General features: G+C 59.6%; 15 protein-coding genes. 6 read left to right on the top strand and 9 right to left on the bottom strand.

Translation table 11 applies throughout. The features are described from left to right. Positions 1-313 precede the first annotated feature (313 nt). On the top strand, positions 314-2,110 hold the full coding sequence (gene atzF / locus BGE01nite_RS01815) for an allophanate hydrolase (RefSeq protein WP_146848557.1): 1,797 nt from the start codon (positions 314-316) through the stop codon (positions 2,108-2,110). Here atzF and BGE01nite_RS01810 read toward each other — a convergent pair whose 3' ends face one another. The 9 genes from BGE01nite_RS01810 to BGE01nite_RS01770 all read right to left on the bottom strand — a co-directional run bounded on the left by BGE01nite_RS01810 (position 2,111) and on the right by BGE01nite_RS01770 (position 12,985). Then, positions 2,111-3,580, bottom strand: coding sequence for a sigma-54-dependent transcriptional regulator (locus BGE01nite_RS01810; protein WP_146848556.1), 1,470 nt, complete (start codon positions 3,578-3,580; stop codon positions 2,111-2,113). Next, positions 3,577-6,036 carry a CHASE domain-containing protein gene (locus tag BGE01nite_RS01805; RefSeq protein WP_146848555.1) on the bottom strand — a complete coding sequence of 820 codons (2,460 nt, stop codon included), beginning with the start codon at positions 6,034-6,036 and terminating at the stop codon, positions 3,577-3,579. Before BGE01nite_RS01805 ends, BGE01nite_RS01810 begins: the two co-directional genes overlap by 4 nt. 55 nt (positions 6,037-6,091) lie before the next feature. Then, positions 6,092-6,508 carry a cupin domain-containing protein gene (locus tag BGE01nite_RS01800; protein WP_218032874.1) on the bottom strand — a complete coding sequence of 139 codons (417 nt, stop codon included), beginning with the start codon at positions 6,506-6,508 and terminating at the stop codon, positions 6,092-6,094. A gap of 54 nt (positions 6,509-6,562) precedes the next feature. Then, the gene (gene biuH, locus BGE01nite_RS01795) at positions 6,563-7,243 is read right to left on the bottom strand and encodes a biuret amidohydrolase (RefSeq protein ID WP_146848554.1); all 681 of its coding nucleotides are present in this window, start codon (positions 7,241-7,243) and stop codon (positions 6,563-6,565) included. 166 nt (positions 7,244-7,409) lie between these two features. Next, positions 7,410-8,993: a regulator gene (locus BGE01nite_RS01790; protein ID WP_146848553.1), complete on the bottom strand. Its 1,584-nt coding sequence runs from the start codon at positions 8,991-8,993 to the stop codon at positions 7,410-7,412. Between the two features lie 64 nt (positions 8,994-9,057). Next, positions 9,058-9,735, bottom strand: coding sequence for a cysteine hydrolase family protein (locus BGE01nite_RS01785; RefSeq protein ID WP_146848552.1), 678 nt, complete (start codon positions 9,733-9,735; stop codon positions 9,058-9,060). A gap of 60 nt (positions 9,736-9,795) precedes the next feature. Further along, complete coding sequence (locus BGE01nite_RS01780) at positions 9,796-10,740, bottom strand: hypothetical protein (RefSeq protein WP_146848551.1); 945 nt, start codon at positions 10,738-10,740, stop codon at positions 9,796-9,798. 472 nt (positions 10,741-11,212) lie between these two features. Further along, complete coding sequence (locus tag BGE01nite_RS01775) at positions 11,213-11,824, bottom strand: hypothetical protein (RefSeq protein WP_146848550.1); 612 nt, start codon at positions 11,822-11,824, stop codon at positions 11,213-11,215. Positions 11,825-11,863: 39 nt separating this feature from the next. Further along, the gene (locus BGE01nite_RS01770) at positions 11,864-12,985 is read right to left on the bottom strand and encodes a DEAD/DEAH box helicase (protein ID WP_146848549.1); all 1,122 of its coding nucleotides are present in this window, start codon (positions 12,983-12,985) and stop codon (positions 11,864-11,866) included. Between the two features lie 150 nt (positions 12,986-13,135). On the opposite strand from BGE01nite_RS01770, the gene BGE01nite_RS01765 reads away from it, so the two are divergent. The 5 genes from BGE01nite_RS01765 (at position 13,136) to BGE01nite_RS01745 (ending at position 17,319) form a co-directional block, all read left to right on the top strand. Beyond that, positions 13,136-14,386 (top strand): RNA polymerase sigma factor, encoded by a 1,251-nt coding sequence (locus tag BGE01nite_RS01765; RefSeq protein WP_146848548.1) that lies wholly within the window; start codon positions 13,136-13,138, stop codon positions 14,384-14,386. A gap of 114 nt (positions 14,387-14,500) precedes the next feature. Further along, a complete protein-coding gene (locus BGE01nite_RS01760) occupies positions 14,501-14,896 on the top strand; it encodes a YciI family protein (RefSeq protein WP_146848547.1) in 396 nt (131 codons plus the stop codon). Positions 14,897-14,952: 56 nt separating this feature from the next. Beyond that, entirely contained in the window at positions 14,953-15,348 is a 396-nt protein-coding gene (locus tag BGE01nite_RS01755; RefSeq protein WP_146848546.1) for a YciI family protein, read from the top strand. Positions 15,349-15,372: 24 nt separating this feature from the next. Next, on the top strand, positions 15,373-15,804 hold the full coding sequence (locus BGE01nite_RS01750) for an SRPBCC domain-containing protein (protein WP_146848545.1): 432 nt from the start codon (positions 15,373-15,375) through the stop codon (positions 15,802-15,804). Between the two features lie 102 nt (positions 15,805-15,906). Continuing rightward, positions 15,907-17,319 carry a dienelactone hydrolase family protein gene (locus BGE01nite_RS01745; RefSeq protein ID WP_146848544.1) on the top strand — a complete coding sequence of 471 codons (1,413 nt, stop codon included), beginning with the start codon at positions 15,907-15,909 and terminating at the stop codon, positions 17,317-17,319.

The following is a 17,319-nucleotide window of genomic DNA, read 5'->3' as shown; positions in this document are numbered from 1 at the left end:
ATCCGGGATGATGTCCCTCGGGAGGGGTGAGAAGCCGTTTCGCATCAATCATGCCAGTCACACTGGTGCACATCGCGATGCCTGGATTTAAGCGCTTTGCAGCGCGGGCGATGCGGCGCGGAGAGATGTGATGAATCTCGAGGCGAGTGTTGCGTGTTGCACCGTGCAACACCTTCAACACCGGACAGTGACGCCAGCGGTCTATCGAGCCTCCATCCAAGCTGGAAGAGGGTGCTAAAGGTCGCGTGGCACACGCTTTGCTCTGCCTGGAAGGGACCCGGCTCTTTGCCAACCTCGCAGCAGATCTCCCCCTATGACCGCTCCCACCATCTATGTCCTCCATGCCGCCTATCGCTCCAATGAACTGACCCCTGTGCAACTGGTGGATCAACTTCTGGATCAGTGTGACAAAGCCGACCCGGCGATCTGGATCACACGGCTCGATCGCACGCAGTTGCAGCCCTATCTCGATGGCCTCAAAGGTCACTCGCCGGACACGAGACCGCTCTACGGCATACCCTTCGCCATCAAAGACAACATCGATCTCGCGGGTGTGCCGACGACAGCGGCTTGTCCCGGCTTCTCCTATGTGCCTGAGGTCTCCGCGCCCGTGGTGCAGGCTCTGATTGATGCGGGTGCCATTCCATTGGGCAAAGCGAATCTGGATCAATTCGCCACGGGCCTGGTGGGCACGCGTAGTCCCTATGGTGTACCGGTGAACTCCATCAAAACGGGAGACATCCCAGGCGGTTCCAGCTCAGGGTCGGCGGTGGCGGTCGCACTGGGGCTGGTAACATTCTCCCTGGGCACGGACACGGCAGGATCAGGACGTGTGCCTGCTTCATTCAATAATTTGGTAGGCTTCAAACCCAGCCGGGGAGTGCTCAGCACCAAAGGGGTGGTGCCTGCATGCAAGAGCCTGGACTGTGTGTCCATCTTTGCTTTCACGGCGGCCGATGCGGTAAAGGTGTTTAAGCTGACCCACGGCTTTGTGCCTGAGGATGCGTGGGCGCGGCCCTATGCGCCTTCGGCTCCGGGGTGGAGTCCTGGTACGCCTTTCCGCTTTGGTGTGCTGCCGCAGAGCCAGAGGCACTACTTCGGCGCTCCAGAGGCGGATGTCCTGTATGAGGAATCAGTCTCCAGGCTGAGTGCGCTGGGTGGCACGCCCGTGGAGGTGGACTTTGAACCCTATCTGGAAACAGCGCGCCTTTTGTATGGCGGTCCCTGGGTGGCCGAGAGATATGCAGCCACGGCTGCAATGCTGGAAAGCAATCCTGATGGCATGCTGCCCGTCACACGCGGAATCATCTCCGGGGGCAACAAACCCACGGCGGTGGACGCCTTCCGCTCCATCTATCGTCTCGCCGAATTGAAGCGTGCCAGCGAAGCGCTGTGGAAGCAGGTGGACATCATGCTCACTCCCACGGCACCACGCTGCTATACCCTCGAAGAGGTGGAGGCCGAGCCCGTGCAGTTGAACGCGAATCTCGGCACCTACACGAACTTCATGAATTTGTTAGACCTGTGCGGCTGCGCTGTCCCGGCGGGCTTCCTTCCGAATGGCCGTTCCTGGGGAGTGACGCTGATGGCACCAGCGTTTCAGGATGAGCGCATCCTCGCGCTGGCGGGAGCCTTGCATGAGTTGAGTGGAGTGACTTTAGGAGCCACGGGAAGTGCTTTGCCGCCCGCTTCCACGAACGCTACTTCCACTCCCGGCTGGATGTCTGTAGTGGTCTGCGGTGCCCACATGGAAGGTCTGCCACTGAACAAGGATCTGCTCTCACGAGGTGCAAAGTTGAAACAGCGCGCACGAACCGCGCCGGTGTATCGCATGTATCATCTGCCGGGAGCTGGGGCTCGTCCGCCAAGACCGGGCTTGGTCCGCACACCGGGGCATGGGGCAAGTATCGACGTCGAAGTTTGGGAAATGCCCGAAGCTTCGCTGGGCACCTTCTTTGGAACCATCAAACCGCCGCTCGGTCTTGGGTGGGTTGAGTTGGAAGATGGCAGCTCGGCTTGTGGGTTCGTGTGCGAGAATGCGGAAGCGCGACCTGAGCAGGACATCACCGAGCATGGTGGATGGCGTGCATGGATGGCAGCGCAGAAGTGATTACTGGCCTTCCTTCGGCATGCGGCGGTAGATGCGGCTGCGGTTCACATTCAGGAGCCGCGCCGCTTCTGTCACGTTGCCGCCGGTTTGTTCGAGCGCACGGCGGATGAGCGTGTGCTCGGCTTCATCGAGATTCAAAGGCACGCTATCGGCCTGCGCGGTGAATGATGTGGGCGTAGTCACAGTCATCACTGTGGTGGTCGACGTTGGCATCACGAGTTGCAGATGCTCGGGGCGGACTGTCTTGCCACCGCTAAGGATGAGCGCGCGCTCCATGACGTTCTTTAACTCACGCACGTTCCCCGGGAATGAGTGGCGGCCCAGCATGGTCATGGCGGATGATTCGATGCCAGGAGGTGTCATGCCCATTTCGGTCGCGAATACCTTCAGGAAATGTGAGCAAAGCAAGGGGAGATCCTCGCGACGCTGGCGCAGCGGCGGTGTCTCCACCGTGTAGCGGCCTAACCGATAGTAGAGATCTTGTCGGAAATCTCCACTGGCGATCTTTGCGCTCAGATCTGCATTCGTGGCACTGACGACACGCACATCCACACGCATGGACTTTGTGGAGCCGACCGGAGTGACCTCACCATCTTCCAGCACACGCAGCAGCTTGGCCTGCAAGGCCGCAGGCATGTCACCGATCTCATCAAGGAAAAGCGTGCCGCCATCCGCGAGCTCAAAGTAACCTTTGCGATCCGAGGTGGCGCCTGTGAAGGAGCCCTTGGTGTGGCCAAAGAAGAGAGACTCCAGCAGCTCCGAAGGCACGGCCACGCAGTTCACGGGAATGAAAGGGCCGTCCGCGCGAGTGCTGTGATGATGCAGGGCACGAGCCACGAGCTCTTTGCCAGTGCCGCTTTCACCTGTGATCAGGACATTGGTCTTGCCGAACTGACGCAACCTCTCGATGTCCGCGAGGATGTTGCGCAGATGCGGGCTGTTGCCCACGAAGCCTTCCAGGCCCCAGCGCTGAGCTTCGCGCGATGCCATGGATGACAAACGCTGCGCGGCCTTGGCATGGGCATGCTCCGCTTCCACACGGCGAGACATCTCAGCCTCGAGCTCGGCATTGCGCTGCTGCAACTCACGCGTGAGGCGGCTGATCTTCAGATGCGTGGCGACTCGTGTAATGACCTCTTCCGCTTGAAAGGGTTTCAGGATGTAATCCACCGCACCGACACGGAACCCTTCCAGCACGCTTTCGGTCTCATTGCGACTGGTGATGAAAATCACCGGCACCTCCCGCGTGGCCTCTTCCGCCTTCAGAGTGCGGCAGACGTGAAAGCCATTGTGGCCAGGCATCATCACATCCAGCAGCACGAGGTCAGGCTTGGCGCGCTCCGCAATCTTGAGCGCATCCTTGCCGCTCGAGACCGCCAGAATCTCATACCCCTGCGGCTCCAGCACACTGCTGAGGAGGGACAGACTGGCGGGCGTGTCGTCGGCGATAAGGATGCGAGGTCGGTTCATGAAACGGGGATTTGTGCCACGACACGTTGAATCGTCTTCATGTCGTAGCTGGCGAGGAAGGTGCGCAGATGTTGTGCCAGTCTCTGACCTGCTGTGCCGAGCTGCTCCATTTCGGTCAGGCAGCCTTTCAACACGGTCGCGCTGTGCAGCTCCGCCGCCATGGTCAGGCGCGTGGCAAGCTCTTCAGGCAGCGTGAGTTTGAGGAGGTCGATGGATTCCTCCGCGCTCGCTTCCGCAGGCTCGTCCTTATAGATGAACTCTGCCCCGAGCAGATGCTGCAGGCAGCCGTAGATGCGCTCCGCACGAAAAGGCTTCGCGACAAAGTCATCACAGCCAGCCTTGAGGCATTCTGCGCGCTCGTGCGTGATCGCGGAGGCTGAGGTGGCGACGATCTTGACCTCCTCCACGCCAAATTCGGCGATGATGCGCCGCGTCGCCTCAATGCCGTCAAACTCCGGCATGCGCATGTCCATGAACACAATCTGCGGGCGTGACACGCGCACGACCTCCACGGCTTGACGACCATTTTCCGCCAGCACCACCTCACAGCCGATGAGCGTCAGCATGCGCGCCAGTACCTCGCGGTTTTCCGGGATGTCATCCACCACTAGAGCACGCACGACGGAACCTGGAGCGAGGCGCTGCACCTCACGTCTCCTCGGGGTCGCCTGTGCCTTGGCATTTGCGGCCTTCAGGGAAAGCTCGACATGGAAACAAGTCCCCTTCCCTTCCACGGAACGCAGACCGATGCTGCCGCCCAGCACCTCTACCTGCCGGCGTGCGATGGCGAGACCCAAACCCGTGCCACCACTGCCTCGCGCACCTGGCTCCTGCTGGAACGGCTCGAAAATGCGCTCGATAGATCCGTTGGGAATGCCGGGACCGGTGTCCTCCACCTCAAAGCGCCAACGATCCTGATCCTGCTGAATCACGCGCAGCACCACGCGACCCTGCTTGGTGAACTTCACCGCATTGCCGAGGAGGTTGATCATGACTTGGCGCAGTTTGCCCTCATCTCCATGCACACACACGGGCTGGTCCAGCGCGGGGGCCTCAATGCGTAGACCTAACTGCTTTTGCTCACAGGGATGTTGAAACATCGCCGCCAGTTCGCGCACAAGGGCCGAGAGGTCGAAATCCGTGGTGACGACTTCCATGTGTCCGGCATCGATCTTGGAGAGATCCAGGATCTCATGGATCAGATGCAGCAGATGATCTCCGCTGCTAAGGATGGTGGCCACGGCATCCTGGTGAAAGCGCGGGAGGGCACCGTCACGCGCCAGGATCTGCGCATAACCCAGGATGGCATTCATGGGTGTACGGATCTCGTGACTCATGCTGGCGAGGAACTCCGACTTCGCGCGGTTCGCGGCCTCGGCCACGGACTCGGCTTTCTGCCGCACGACCACCTCGGCCATCAACTCCTTTTGAGCCTTGAGGATGGCCGCAGCCTGCACTGCACCTCTCCACAGATAGGCCGAAAGCAGGAAGGTGATGGCAAGCCCGGTAGTGAGCGCGACCCAGGGCATGGACTCGGTGCCGGCATCACGGAATGACTGTGTAGGTTCGAAGAAAAGAGTCCAGTGACGACCGCCGATATCCACCTTGGTCGTCCATGTGGGGTGATTCGGCAGACGCTCGCCGTCTTGCTGGTAGACGATGCTGCCGTCCTCTTCGTCCCGCACCGAAAGGGCCAATCCATTGTCACCAATGGCGCTCAGAGAGAGTTCGATGAGGTCGCCGATTCGAAACACAGCCGCTGCAAAGCCGCTGAGAGATGTGCGCCGTGATTCTACCGAATCAATCGGGCCTTGATAGAGAGCGTGATAAACCACGAAGCCGCGTTGGGATCCGGGTTCCTGCGCGAGACGGATGGGAGCCGTGGCCTTGGGTTCGCCAGTGTCACGTGCCTGATCCATGGCGATGAGGCGGCGAGGTTCCGAGCCCACATCGAAGCCCAGGGCTGGGGCGTTCTTGGCGAGACTATCGAGATAGAAGACGGGGAAGTATTCTTCACGTTCGCGGGCAGGCACTCTCACGCCTTCCGCAGTCTCCTCAGTGAAATGAAAATCCGGGAAGCCCTCTGATTTTCCGCGTGTCTCCCAGGCTGCGCGCTCAGACTTCCGAACACGTGGATCCCAGGCGAGAGCCTGCAGTTCATTTTGCCGGGACAGGGCTGTGCTGACAAAGGCATCAAACTCCTGGCGGGACACTTCACCGCGCACTTCGAAAAGAGCCTTGATGCTATGCAGCACCTCACGTGAGCGCATGATCTGGCCGCGAATGACTTCGGTATGATCCTGGGCTCGGCGCTCGACTTCCGCGAGCCTGTCCTCCTTTCGTGTCTTGAGCGCCAGCCCGGTCAAAAGGGCGCTCAAAAGCACACCAAACACCAGCGCGCAGACCGCGGGTGTTTTGTCAGGGCCGTCAGAGATGGAACCGGCGGAAGTACTCAAGAGGAAAGAACATCAAGAGCACTGTCCGTGCCATGGCACGGATGGATCCTGTGTTTCACTCCGGCGATGGTTCTGCTTTAAAATTACCTTCAATGAAGCGGACGGGCTTTTCATAAATGGCGAGCACGATGCAGCCGGCCTCGCTGATGACGCTGTGATAGGTTCCTGGCGGATGAATGCGCAGCGTGCCTGTGGGGATGACGCCATTTTGATCACGCTGGCTGCCAGCGAGGACGAGGATGTGCTCCCAGCCCTCATGCAGATGCATCGGAACGCGGGCTTCCTTGCGGAAGCGGATCAACGCGGCCGTGGGGCCGGTGATGCCGTCTCCGTAGAAACGATAGATGTCCACCCCGGCGCGAAAGAAGGTCCAGGGAATGTCATCCTCACGCTGGAGGATGTTGAAAATGTCATTCAGCTCGAAGTGAGGGAAACTAAAGCCTGGTTTGGGTGGTGTGTCGGTTGGGTTCACAAGGGAGAGGCCGTGTCAGACGACGAAACTAGTGGTTGGGCCGAGCCACGACCATCAGGCGGTGATGGCCTGGATGAAGGCGGCGGAATCACTCACAGCACCAAACACGCCACCTTGCATCTTGATCATCTTCAGCGCGGCGAGGTAGTTCCCGTAATCCGTGGCTCCGGTGCAGTCCGAGAGCATGAGGCACTCGAACCCGCGGTCATTGGCCTCCCGCATGGTGGTGTGCACACACACGTCCGTGGTGATGCCGGCGAGCACGATGTTCTGGATGCCTTTCTGCCGCAGCAGCATGTCCAGATCCGTGCCGTAGAAAGAGCCTTTGCCAGGCTTGTCGATGATGGCCTCGCCTTCGACTGGATAGAGCTCGGGGATGATGTCCCACCCCGGCTCCCCGCGAGTCAGGATGCGTCCGCAGGGACCCACATCCCCAATGCCGGCACCGATGCGCTGGCTGCGCCACTTTTTGTTTGCCGGAAGATCGGCGAGATCGGGACGATGGCCCTCACGTGTGTGCATGACGTGATACCCTTTGGCACGCACGGCTTCGAAGACCCGCTTGATCGGCTCGATGGGTGCGCGAGTCAGGCTGAGGTCGTAACCCATCTTGTCCACATAACCACCAGGGCCGCAGAAATCCGTCTGCATGTCAATGACCAGAAAGGTCGTGTTCTCGGGCCGGAGATCACCATTGTAAGGCCAGGGGTAAGGGTCAGCTTCGACGTAAGGCATGGGAGCAGGAAGGATGGAATGCAGACTGAGCAAGAGACGAACCAACTATTCGCACTAAGAAGATTTGTCCGGGTGATCCTGCGGCAAACCCGGCCGCAAAACCACCCGGACACTATGGAGCCAATCAACGACTAATTATCGACCAACCAAACTAACAGAGGGGGTGTCACGCAGGCTCGCCATGGAGATCTTCCTCCTCTTCTTCGAGGGCAGGAGGTGTGACCGTGGCGAACTTAGCGCAGCCCGCGAGCACAAGGGCCACAAGCACATAGCTGGCGGCCATCACTGGAGACTCGGCGAAGCCGATTTTCTCACCATGCATCAGCCCGAAGAAGGTAAGGAGTGCTCCCGCGAAGGCAAAGCCTGCGGCGGTAGAGAACTTCCGATCAATCACGAACACGGCGATGGCCGGGAGGATGACGCCGCTGAGGATGGAACCGCCCCCCATGACTTCCAGACCGTGATAGAGAACACCGACCTGGCCGAGCTTCTCAAGGCCCACGGCGGCAGCATTGGTGCCTGCGGCTCCGAGCGAGTTATCGATGAGCAGCTTGCCCCAGGCGGCGAGGTGAGGTGTGAGAGCCAGGATGATGGCCGGCGCATGACGCTTCGGCGTTTCCTGGAAGGCCTGTGCCCCGATGAGCATGCCGATGTAGAGAAGGATGGGCGAGATGGCCACGATGGGGATGAGCGAGGACATCAGCGAGATGATGCCGAAGGTGCAGAAGAGGATGACCACCACACCTGTGGCCGCAGAATAGCCAATTCTTCCCCCCATGGATTTCCAGCCCGGATGACCGATGTAAACTGCATTGATGAAAGGATTGCCCAGACAGCAGCCGATGAGGCTGACCACACCGTCGGCGGTGAGCACCCGCGTGGTGGGAAAGTCATCACCGGCGACGGCGGCGCTTTCCACATTGTCCAGCGCTTCCACAAGGTCATAGATGCCGAAGGGAATGGCAGTCACTAGAATGATGCCGAGGAACTCAAAGCCAGAGAAGATGTGACTGAAGGCGGGAAGCGGAATGGAGAAGCCGAAGTTGGCGAAGGAGTCTGTCAGCTTGGCCCAGGTCATGCCGCCGTAGTTCAAGCCGAAGAGATTCGAGCCCCAGGCGATCAACGAGCCAGCTGCGATGGCGACCAAGCCCGCCGGGATGCCTTTGTAGTAGCGCACACCGCCGAACCAGCTGAGCAGAATGATGGCGAAGCAGACCACGCCGATCACCGGAGTCATGAACATCTCAAGCGCGGGGCGCATTGAGATGAAGCTGATGGAAACACCCGCCAGCGTGCCGAGAAGCGCGGCGCGGGGAGTGATCTTGCGGATGATCGGTGCCACGAAGCCGCCGATCATGAGCACGAAGCTCTGGATGAACACCCAGGTGAGACCTGCCTCCCAGCCTTTGATCGGATCTCCCGTCTTCAGCGAGATGGGCAGCATGATGACAAAGACCACCACGAACATGTGCGGCACGCTGATCCCGGAAGGCAGTGCACACACATCACTCCGCCCGGTCTTCTTTGCGAGCTGATAGGCCAGCCAGGCATAGTAGATGGTGCTCATGCAGAGCATGAGGCCGGTGGCGGGGAGGATGCGGCCAAAGACGATGTCGTCCGGCATCTTCAGCACGAAGCGGAGAAGCGCTGTGAGGGTGAGGAGGTTGACCAGGATGTTTGTTCCGAATCCGAAGAAGGCATTCCAGTCTCCGGGTGTCCAGATCTTGGGCTTGAAGTCAGAGGTTGTCATGGGAGCATTGCTTGTTAGGTTTCACGAGGCGTCTTTGAACGAGAAAAGCAGTCAGGTCAGTCGGTCAGCCGAGCGCGGAGATGATCTTCGAGGAGTGGGAGACCCACCCGAAGATGCCGCCCTGGGCCTTGATCATTTTCAGCCCCATCTCCTGGAAGACGGGGAAGTAGGAGGCCACGCAGTCCTCGGGGACGAGGCATTCGTAGCCACGGTCATTGGCCTCACGAACCGTGGTGTTCACACAGACCTCGGTGGTAACACCCGTGACGATGAGCTGGGTGATGCCGAGATTTTGCAGGATGGCGTGCAGGTCTGTGGCGAAGAAGGCCCCCTTCCCTGGCTTGTCGATCACCGGCTCCCCGGGCAGAGGGTAGAGTTCAGGGATGATGTCATGCCCTTCCTCGCCACGAATGAGGATTCGGCCCATGGGACCTGTGTCGCCAATGGTCTTGGCGCCATGACCGCGCACTTTTTTAGCCGGAGGCAGGTCTGCGAGATCAGGGCGGTGGCCCTCCCGGGTATGCAGGACCTGCAACCCGGCCTCACGCCAGGCGACGAGCAGCTTTTGGTTAGGCTCGATCGACTGGCGGAGCTGGGAGACATCGTTGCCGAGCATCTCGCCAAAGCCTCCCGGCTCCAGGAAATCGCGCTGCATGTCGATGATGAGGAGCGCGCACTTGGAAGGAGTGATTTCCAGGCTGTAAGGCTCTGCTTCGATGCTGATGACGGCGTTTTTGTCCATGGGGAGCGGCGGGAGGCTGAGGTTTCGAGACCACTCAGGCAGGCAGGGGACGTGCCACGATCAGAAGAAGATCGAGACGCCGCCGTGGAACTGGAAGAGATTACGCTTGCGATCTCCATCAGCACCGAGAGCCACGTTGCCATCCAGCACGCCTGGATTGTTCAAGTGGTAGTATTTCACGCCTGCATAGAGGGACCAGGAGCCCATGTACTTCGGCATGAAGTTCAGCGGAATGCTGGCCTGCACACCCGTGCGGAAGATGGCCAGGCCGGAGCCTCCGGCGGTGCCGTCTGCCTTCTGGTAGAAGCTCTCGCCCACAATGTTGATGAAGGTCGGGAACTCAAACTTGACCGTCGTGAGGTCGATGGTGGGTGTCATGCCCACCGTGAAGTAGTAGCTCGTCTGCTCGTTGGCGGGATTGAAGACCACCGTGGCCTTGTTTCTCAGTTCCTTCCAGAAGGCGAGGTAGGGATTGATGGAGAACACTTTGTTGCCCGTCATGAGGCCGTCGGCGAAGGACAGCTTCGCTTCAAGATGCTGGGAGGTCTGGTAGGACCGCGTCATACTCTCAAAGGCGGTGTAGTTGATCTCGAACTTCCAGTAGTCGGCAAACTTGAAGGCGATGCCGGCGATGGGGTCGAACTCGTTCCAGTTGCCTGCATCTCTGCCGGACTGATGGGTGTGGATGGAGCTCCAGACTCCGAGAGTGAGGGTCACATCATTGAGCAGGCCATCTGGGTTCGAGTAGAGATTGGTGAAGAGCAGGAAGAGCGGCTGGAAGACCAGGCCCTGGTTTTCAACGTGAAGACCACGAGGCGTGATGTAGTCACTCGAGACATCCAGCTTCAAAAGGGCGTGGAAGGGAGAGGGGGCGGGGCTTTCCACCGTGGGAGCCACAGCGGCGGTGCCGGCGCGGACCTGGGTTGGCATAACAACAAGCGCGGCAGCCAGCAGCGAGGCCATGGCTAGCGTCTTGGCGTGACGGGAAGGAGCAGATGTTTTCATGGGGAGGGAGTAGAGTGCTTGGAAGCACTTCCATTCCCCTGCACGGCAGGTGCCAAAGCCTGCACCAAACACACATAACATTTATAACCAACACTTTAGACACCCCTTTAAAGCAGCTCAGAGAAGGTGTGCTTGTGCGTCCTGTTTCGCATTGCGACACGCGCAACACTCGAGGGCCCGGACTTCGCCACAGAAGCCCGGCCTGACGAGAACTGGAGACAGCCCACCCTGCCCGCTCTTAGACCGGTTCTCAAAAATCCTGTCACTTTGCTCGGCCGGCGGAGCGGCCTCACTGGCTGCGTCAGGTGCTTGTCTGTTATTTCCTAATAGCAGACGGCGCACCTTCCTTGCCATTGAGGCCGCTGCGTTCGCCGATTCAAAATGACATTCTTTTCGAGAACTGGTCTATCTCTCACGAAGTTAGTGTGTCTGGCAAAGACTCTTACAGAAGTACTCTGAACTTAAAAGAGCCTCAGCTGCGCGTCTTCAGACGTGCCAATAGCGGCAGCACCTGCGACATGGCACTGGACGGCACGGGCACGCGTAAAATGTGCGTGGGCATGTCTTCAAGGCAGTCGAGCTCAAGCCAGCGGTCGGTGAGACGGGCCTGAAGCACGGAGATGGGTGGCAGAGGGTGGCTGAACTCGGGGCCGATGAAGATGCCGTCTTCGCAGATGATGATCTCCACCCCCTCCGGCGGAGCTTCTGCTGGCATTGGAGGATAGGTGATGATGGCGCCAGGGGCCTGATCCAGAATGCGGCGGCGCTCCCCAAGCTCCCGCCAGGACGGTGCATCTACCGTCCAGCGTGCGTGAAGCCCTTCGCCCCGCTCCATCCTTCCCGCACATCCGGACTCATAAGCATAAACACCACCGGCAACCCCTAGACAGATCCCAACGATTCCCAGAATGGTCAGCATACCCACTTCGGCCCAACTAACGGGCGAGGCGGTTTTATCAAACTCATACCAGCGGAAGATGCTGATCAGCACCATGAGCAGGATGAAGGCCCCCAGAAAGCCCAGCGCGGCCTGGCGTTTCAGCCGGCGTGCGGTGGGGCGCTTTGAGGGATGGAGCTTGATCATGGCGGTCACGTATCGGGTCGTGAATCCAGCCTCACCCGATCAACCGCGATGCTCGCGGAAGCGGATGCCGAGCTCGCGTTCGAGCTGCATGAGCTGGGGGCGCTCCTTCGGGTGAATGAGAGCCAGCGACATGCCTTTCTTCCCGGCGCGAGCTGTGCGGCCGCTGCGGTGAGTGTAATATTCGAGCTGGTCCGGGAGCTGATGATGAATGACGAAGGAGAGGCCTTCGACATCAATACCACGTGCGGCGACATCAGTAGCGACAAGGAACTGCACGCGCTGTTTTTTGAAGGCGCGCATGACTTTGTCACGCTCCTTTTGCATGAGGTCGCCCTGGATGACATCCGCAGCAATGCCCATGGCGAGGAGTTCCTGAGTGAGCTCGTTCGCACCTGCCTTGGTGCGGCAGAAGATAAGGCCGCGGGCATCACGCTGACGCTTGAGGAAGGAGGCGATGAAGGCGGTTTTGTCCTCCCGCTTGCAAAGGGCGAAGCGGTGATCGATGTCGGGATTGACGACGTTCGCTTGATCAATCTGGATGTTGTGGGCCTGGGCGGACATGCAGCCTTTGATGAGCTGCTGGATGGCATCCGGGAAGGTGGCGGAGAAGAGCCAGGTGCTGCGGCGCATGGCGGCGAGCTTCAGGATGTCAAGCAACTGAGGCTTGAAGCCCATGCTGAGCATTTCGTCTGCTTCATCGAGCACGACGTAACGAACGAACTCGAGAGTGAGAGCATCGCGCTCGATGAGGTCAAGGAGGCGGCCAGGAGTGGCGACGACGATGTGGGTGGGACGTCGGAGGTTGTCGATCTGGCGGTCCATGTCATCGCCCCCCGTGAGGACTTCGACGAAAATCTTTTCGGTGTATTTGGTGAAGCGGAACAGCTGCTTGCCGATCTGCTTCGCGAGCTCGCGGGTGGGAGCGAGGACGAGACCCTGGATGTCCCGGTGCTTGGGGTTCATCTTGCTCAGCAAGGGCAGGCCAAAGGCGGCGGTCTTGCCAGTGCCGGTCTGGGCCTGAGCGATGAGGTCTCCCCCATTCTGAAGCAGGAAGGGGATGACCTTCAACTGAACTTCAGTGGGCTTGGTGATGGCGAGCTCTTCGAGGCCGCGGATCATGTCCTCGGGGACTCCGAGGTCTTTAAAAGGGGAGAGTGACATGGGAGTTCATGTCTCACGATGGGGAGAATTGCCAGCAGTAAAGCAGCCGGGGAAGGCCGGCAAGCAGACGGTCGGGATGGACTTGGGAGGAAATCAGCACGCCAGTCAGGGAGATCGTGGACGAGGGGAAGCCTGCGTCTACCTTGGCCGATGTCAGAGAGCGTCATCCAACAAGTGCGGGAACATCTGGACGTCCTTTACCGTAAGGAGTCCGGGCGCATCCGCGCCACGCTGATCCGGCTGCTGGGAGACTTTGATCTGGCGGAAGATGCGGTGCATGATGCCTTTGCGGCGGCGCTGGAGAAGTGGCCACGCGATGGCATGCCGGAGAATCCGCGCGCCTGGCTGATCTCCACGGGGCGATTCAAGGCCATCGATACGCTGCGGAGACGCGCGCGCTTTGATGCATCACAGGAGAAGATTGCGGAGGAGATCGAGGCACGCCAGGGCCATGAGGAAGGTGGAAAGGACGAAAGCATCGAGGATGACCGGCTGAAGCTGGTCTTCACCTGCTGTCACCCTGCGCTGGCCCCTGAAGGGCGGGTAGCCTTGACGCTGCGCGAGGTGTGCGGATTGACCACGGAGGAAATCGCCCGCGCTTTTCTCACCACAGCACCCACTTTGGCCCAACGAATTGTGCGGGCAAAGACGAAAATTCGTGAGGCACGGATTCCGTATCAGGTGCCGTCTGCCGAGGAACTGCCAGAGCGTCTGGCCGCAGTGCTACAGGTGGTATATCTGGTGTTCAATGAGGGGTATCTGGCGTCTTCGGGGGCATCGCTGATCCGCGCAGACCTTTCTGGAGAGGCCATCAGGCTGGGGCGGCTGCTGGTGGCGTCCCTGCCGGAACCGGAGGTGCTGGGCTTGCTGGCACTCATGCTGCTTCAGGAATCTCGCCGCACAGCCCGGACATCGGCTGCGGGTGAGCTCATTCTCCTGGAACATCAGGACAGGTCGCTCTGGAACCGCGAGCAGATCACTGAGGGCATTGCGCTGGTCGAGAAGGCATTGATCTCGCGCAGGTTTGGATCCTACACTTTGCAAGCAGCCATCGCCGCGGTGCATGCCGAAGCATCCACAGCAGCTTCCACCGACTGGCCGCAGATCGTGGCCCTTTACACGGCCCTGGCTCAAGCAGCGCCATCTCCTGTCGTCGAACTCAACCGCGCCATCGCCGTGGCGATGAGCGAGGGGCCTGAGGCAGGCCTAGCGCTCGTCGATGCTCTTTTGACCCGAGGAGAACTCAATGCCTATCATCTCGCCCACTCTGCCCGAGCTGACCTTTGTCGTCGCCTGGGCCGCAAGAGCGAGGCCCGCTCCTCCTATGAGCGCGCCCTTGAGCTGACCCAGCTGGAACCCGAGCGCCGGTTTCTCAAAAAGCGCCTCCAAGAACTGGAATAAGCGCGGGCTGAAAAAAAGATCCGTCCCCCTGTCGAATTCCGAATCTGCCAATCGACTACCCATTGAGACGGCCGGGAGAACGGCCGTGCCCGCAACAAACCAAACCATCCAAAAATGAAATTCCTCATGCTCATGATTCCCCGGGGCTATCAGCCCGACACACCCGCCTCTGAAAGGGCTGGAGAAGACTTTGCCCCGAAACTGGAGGACCTAGAACCCATGGGACGGTTCAACGATGAACTGGCCGAGGCAGGGCTGCTACGCGAGGTGGACGGACTGCACCCGATTGACAAAGGTGCCCGGGTGACCTTTGCCAAGGGAAAGGCCACCGTCGTCGACGGCCCCTTCATTGAGTCCAAGGAAGTGATCGGCGGTTACTGGATCCTCGAGGCCACTTCTAAAGAGCAGGTCCTGGAATGGGCTCAGCGCTGCCCGGCGCTGGATGGAGACGTGCTGGAGATCCGTCCGATCTATGACCTGCAGGACATCCCATCAACCCAACAGCCGTGACTCGGCAAAGCCAACAGGTCACTGAGATCTAAACACCCACCCAAAATCCTACCCTTATGAAATACATCTGCCTTGGCTACATCGAACCTAACAAGCTAGAAACTCAACCCGAAGCCGTGACCCATGCCATGGTGGACGAGTGCTTCACCTATGACGATGAACTGCGGAAGAACGGACACTTTGCCGGAGGTCATGCCCTGCAAGGCCCTCAGTCTGCCGCGACGCTGCGCTTTGAAAATGGCAAAGTGGTGGTCACTGACGGTCCCTATGCTGAAACGAAGGAGCAACTCGGCGGCATCCTCATCCTTGAGGCGCGAGACTTCAATCACGCTATCGAGCTGATGTCGAAGCATCCCGGAGTGAAGGCCGGCCCCTTTGAGATCCGGCCTGCGGCGGATCTCAGTGAAATGATCCAGGAAAGTGAACGGAGGCGCAGTGACAACGACGCCTGAGATGCATCCCCAAAAAATCCACGCATGAGTGCCTTTAGCGCTTCCCGGGAGATCCGGGCCACTGTGGAGCAGGTCTTCGCGGCGTTTAGCGATCCACAAAGGCTCGCGCGCTGGTGGGGACCTGCGGGTTTCACCAACACGTTCACCACCTGTGAGTTCAAGCCGGGCGGCGGCTGGTCCTTCACCATGCACGGGCCTGATCGTCGGGATTATCGGAATGAGGGCGTGTTTGAGGAGATCGATCCACCTAACAAACTTGTCATTCGCCACCTGTCCGAACCGAAGTTCAGCCTAACCATCACTTTGACTCCATGTGATGCAGGAACACTGATCTCATGGCTTCAAGAATTTGATGAACCAGAGGTGGCACGCCGGCTGGAACACATCCTCCGTCCTGCGAATGAGCAGAACCTGGATCGATTGTCGCTGGAGGCAGGAAGAATGCAGGCATCTTGAGGGTCGCCATCTCATCCTGCGAAAGTCGGATTGAGGGTGGAACCTGGCGGAGAATGGTGGGGGTCTACCACGTCTGGCCTTGTCCAGCGTGGCAGCCCAACCATGACTTTGTCCTCCCATCTCCGAACCGGCCTTCTCACCGCGAGCTGTCTTCTCGTCATGGCAGTCTGCGGAACCGCACTGGGTCAGGCCGTGCCGGAGACCGTCTTCTTCGATGTCCCGGCGAATCTGGCCGTGACACCGAATCCAACGCCATCCACACAGCTCAGCGCGGTGGCGGGATACCCTGTGGAAACAGATCGTCTCACGCTCGTCGCTCTGCTTTACCATCCAAACGCGCTCATTCATGGGCCTGGACCTTATCCCACGGTGATCATCCTGCATGGCTCAGGTGGCATGTGGCAGTCTGACACTATTGCCAGCGGTGCCAAGACAGCCCTGCGCCGCTGGGGTGAACGCCTTGCTGAGCGCGGCTTTCTCTGCCTGATGCCGGACAGCTTTAATCCACGCGGCATCCCGGGCAACTACTCCAGCCGCCGACCGCATCACGACAGCACCATCGATGACTCGGTGTGCTCGCCTAACTATGAACGCCCCAAGGATGTCGTCGCGGCGCTGACCTTTCTGCAAACACGTACCGATGTGGACTTTGAAAACATCGGCCTGCTCGGCTTCTCGCATGGCTCGCAGACGGGACTGAATGCGGTGCTCGATCCCTCGGTGAATCTTGGGAACTACACGGTGGACTACACCAATGCCGAAGGTGCCTCCGTGAAACTTGCTGTTCCTGCGCCTGTGCGCATCCCGGCCGCCCTGCCCTTTCCGCGCGTGGGCATCTTCTACTATCCGGGTTGCGGCCACTTTTCTTACCACGGTTCCCCCAGCAGCACCGCCGCAGGGCGCTACATGCCCGACCGCCGCATGCAGGTGGTGATGTATCATGGAACCAATGATTCTTTGTTAGGTGTAAGTGATCCGAATGCCTCCCCCAAGACCGGAAGCCTCAGTCCCATCAAATTCACTCTTGCCTCAGGTGCCCAGGCGGCCACGCTGAATCTGCCGAATCCCTTTGTGCAGCATCACCTCTTTGATCTGGTGAACCATTCCTTCGATGAGACCACCATCGAGGCCCAGGCAAACTGGAACACGGGCTTGGAAAGTGCGGACGAAAAGGCCAACCGCCTTGCTCGAGATGAAACTCTGAAGTGGCTGGAATTTCGTCTCCGCCGTCATGGCCTTACGCCTGCGCCTGATCCCAATATCCCTGGAGGACTGCTCGTCTCATGGACAGGCCGCGATCAGCTGCGTTATCGTCATCAGACCAGTGTGGATTTGGTGAACTGGACCCAGCAGGGCGCGGACATCATAGGCAGTGGCGCGGCCTTGCAGCAGACGGTGGTCCTGCCGCCCGAGAAGCGCAGCTTTCATCGCCTGATCTTTGATCCCGTGCCCGCCCCAGTGAATGACGTGCTCTACCAGTCCTTCTTCCTGGAGTATGCCGACTTCAGTTACTAG

The organism is Prosthecobacter gellanilyticus (genome assembly GCF_007992435.1).
GTDB classification, from domain to species: domain Bacteria; phylum Verrucomicrobiota; class Verrucomicrobiia; order Verrucomicrobiales; family Verrucomicrobiaceae; genus Prosthecobacter; species Prosthecobacter gellanilyticus.
The sequence above is the reverse complement of the archived record's forward strand: the minus strand, read 5'-3'. Positions and strand labels throughout refer to the sequence as shown.

Excerpts from the sequence above, each read along its gene's own strand:
- atzF (WP_146848557.1), top strand. The coding sequence starts at position 314 with ATGACCGCTCCCACCATCTATGTCCTCCATGCCGCCTATCGCTCCAAT.
- BGE01nite_RS01810 (WP_146848556.1), bottom strand. The coding sequence starts at position 3,580 with ATGAACCGACCTCGCATCCTTATCGCCGACGACACGCCCGCCAGTCTG.
- biuH (WP_146848554.1), bottom strand. The coding sequence starts at position 7,243 with ATGCCTTACGTCGAAGCTGACCCTTACCCCTGGCCTTACAATGGTGAT.
- BGE01nite_RS01790 (WP_146848553.1), bottom strand. The coding sequence starts at position 8,993 with ATGACAACCTCTGACTTCAAGCCCAAGATCTGGACACCCGGAGACTGG.
- BGE01nite_RS01785 (WP_146848552.1), bottom strand. The coding sequence starts at position 9,735 with ATGGACAAAAACGCCGTCATCAGCATCGAAGCAGAGCCTTACAGCCTG.
- BGE01nite_RS01780 (WP_146848551.1), bottom strand. The coding sequence starts at position 10,740 with ATGAAAACATCTGCTCCTTCCCGTCACGCCAAGACGCTAGCCATGGCC.
- BGE01nite_RS01775 (WP_146848550.1), bottom strand. The coding sequence starts at position 11,824 with ATGATCAAGCTCCATCCCTCAAAGCGCCCCACCGCACGCCGGCTGAAA.
- BGE01nite_RS01770 (WP_146848549.1), bottom strand. The coding sequence starts at position 12,985 with ATGTCACTCTCCCCTTTTAAAGACCTCGGAGTCCCCGAGGACATGATC.
- BGE01nite_RS01765 (WP_146848548.1), top strand. The coding sequence starts at position 13,136 with ATGTCAGAGAGCGTCATCCAACAAGTGCGGGAACATCTGGACGTCCTT.
- BGE01nite_RS01760 (WP_146848547.1), top strand. The coding sequence starts at position 14,501 with ATGAAATTCCTCATGCTCATGATTCCCCGGGGCTATCAGCCCGACACA.
- BGE01nite_RS01755 (WP_146848546.1), top strand. The coding sequence starts at position 14,953 with ATGAAATACATCTGCCTTGGCTACATCGAACCTAACAAGCTAGAAACT.
- BGE01nite_RS01750 (WP_146848545.1), top strand. The coding sequence starts at position 15,373 with ATGAGTGCCTTTAGCGCTTCCCGGGAGATCCGGGCCACTGTGGAGCAG.
- BGE01nite_RS01745 (WP_146848544.1), top strand. The coding sequence starts at position 15,907 with ATGACTTTGTCCTCCCATCTCCGAACCGGCCTTCTCACCGCGAGCTGT.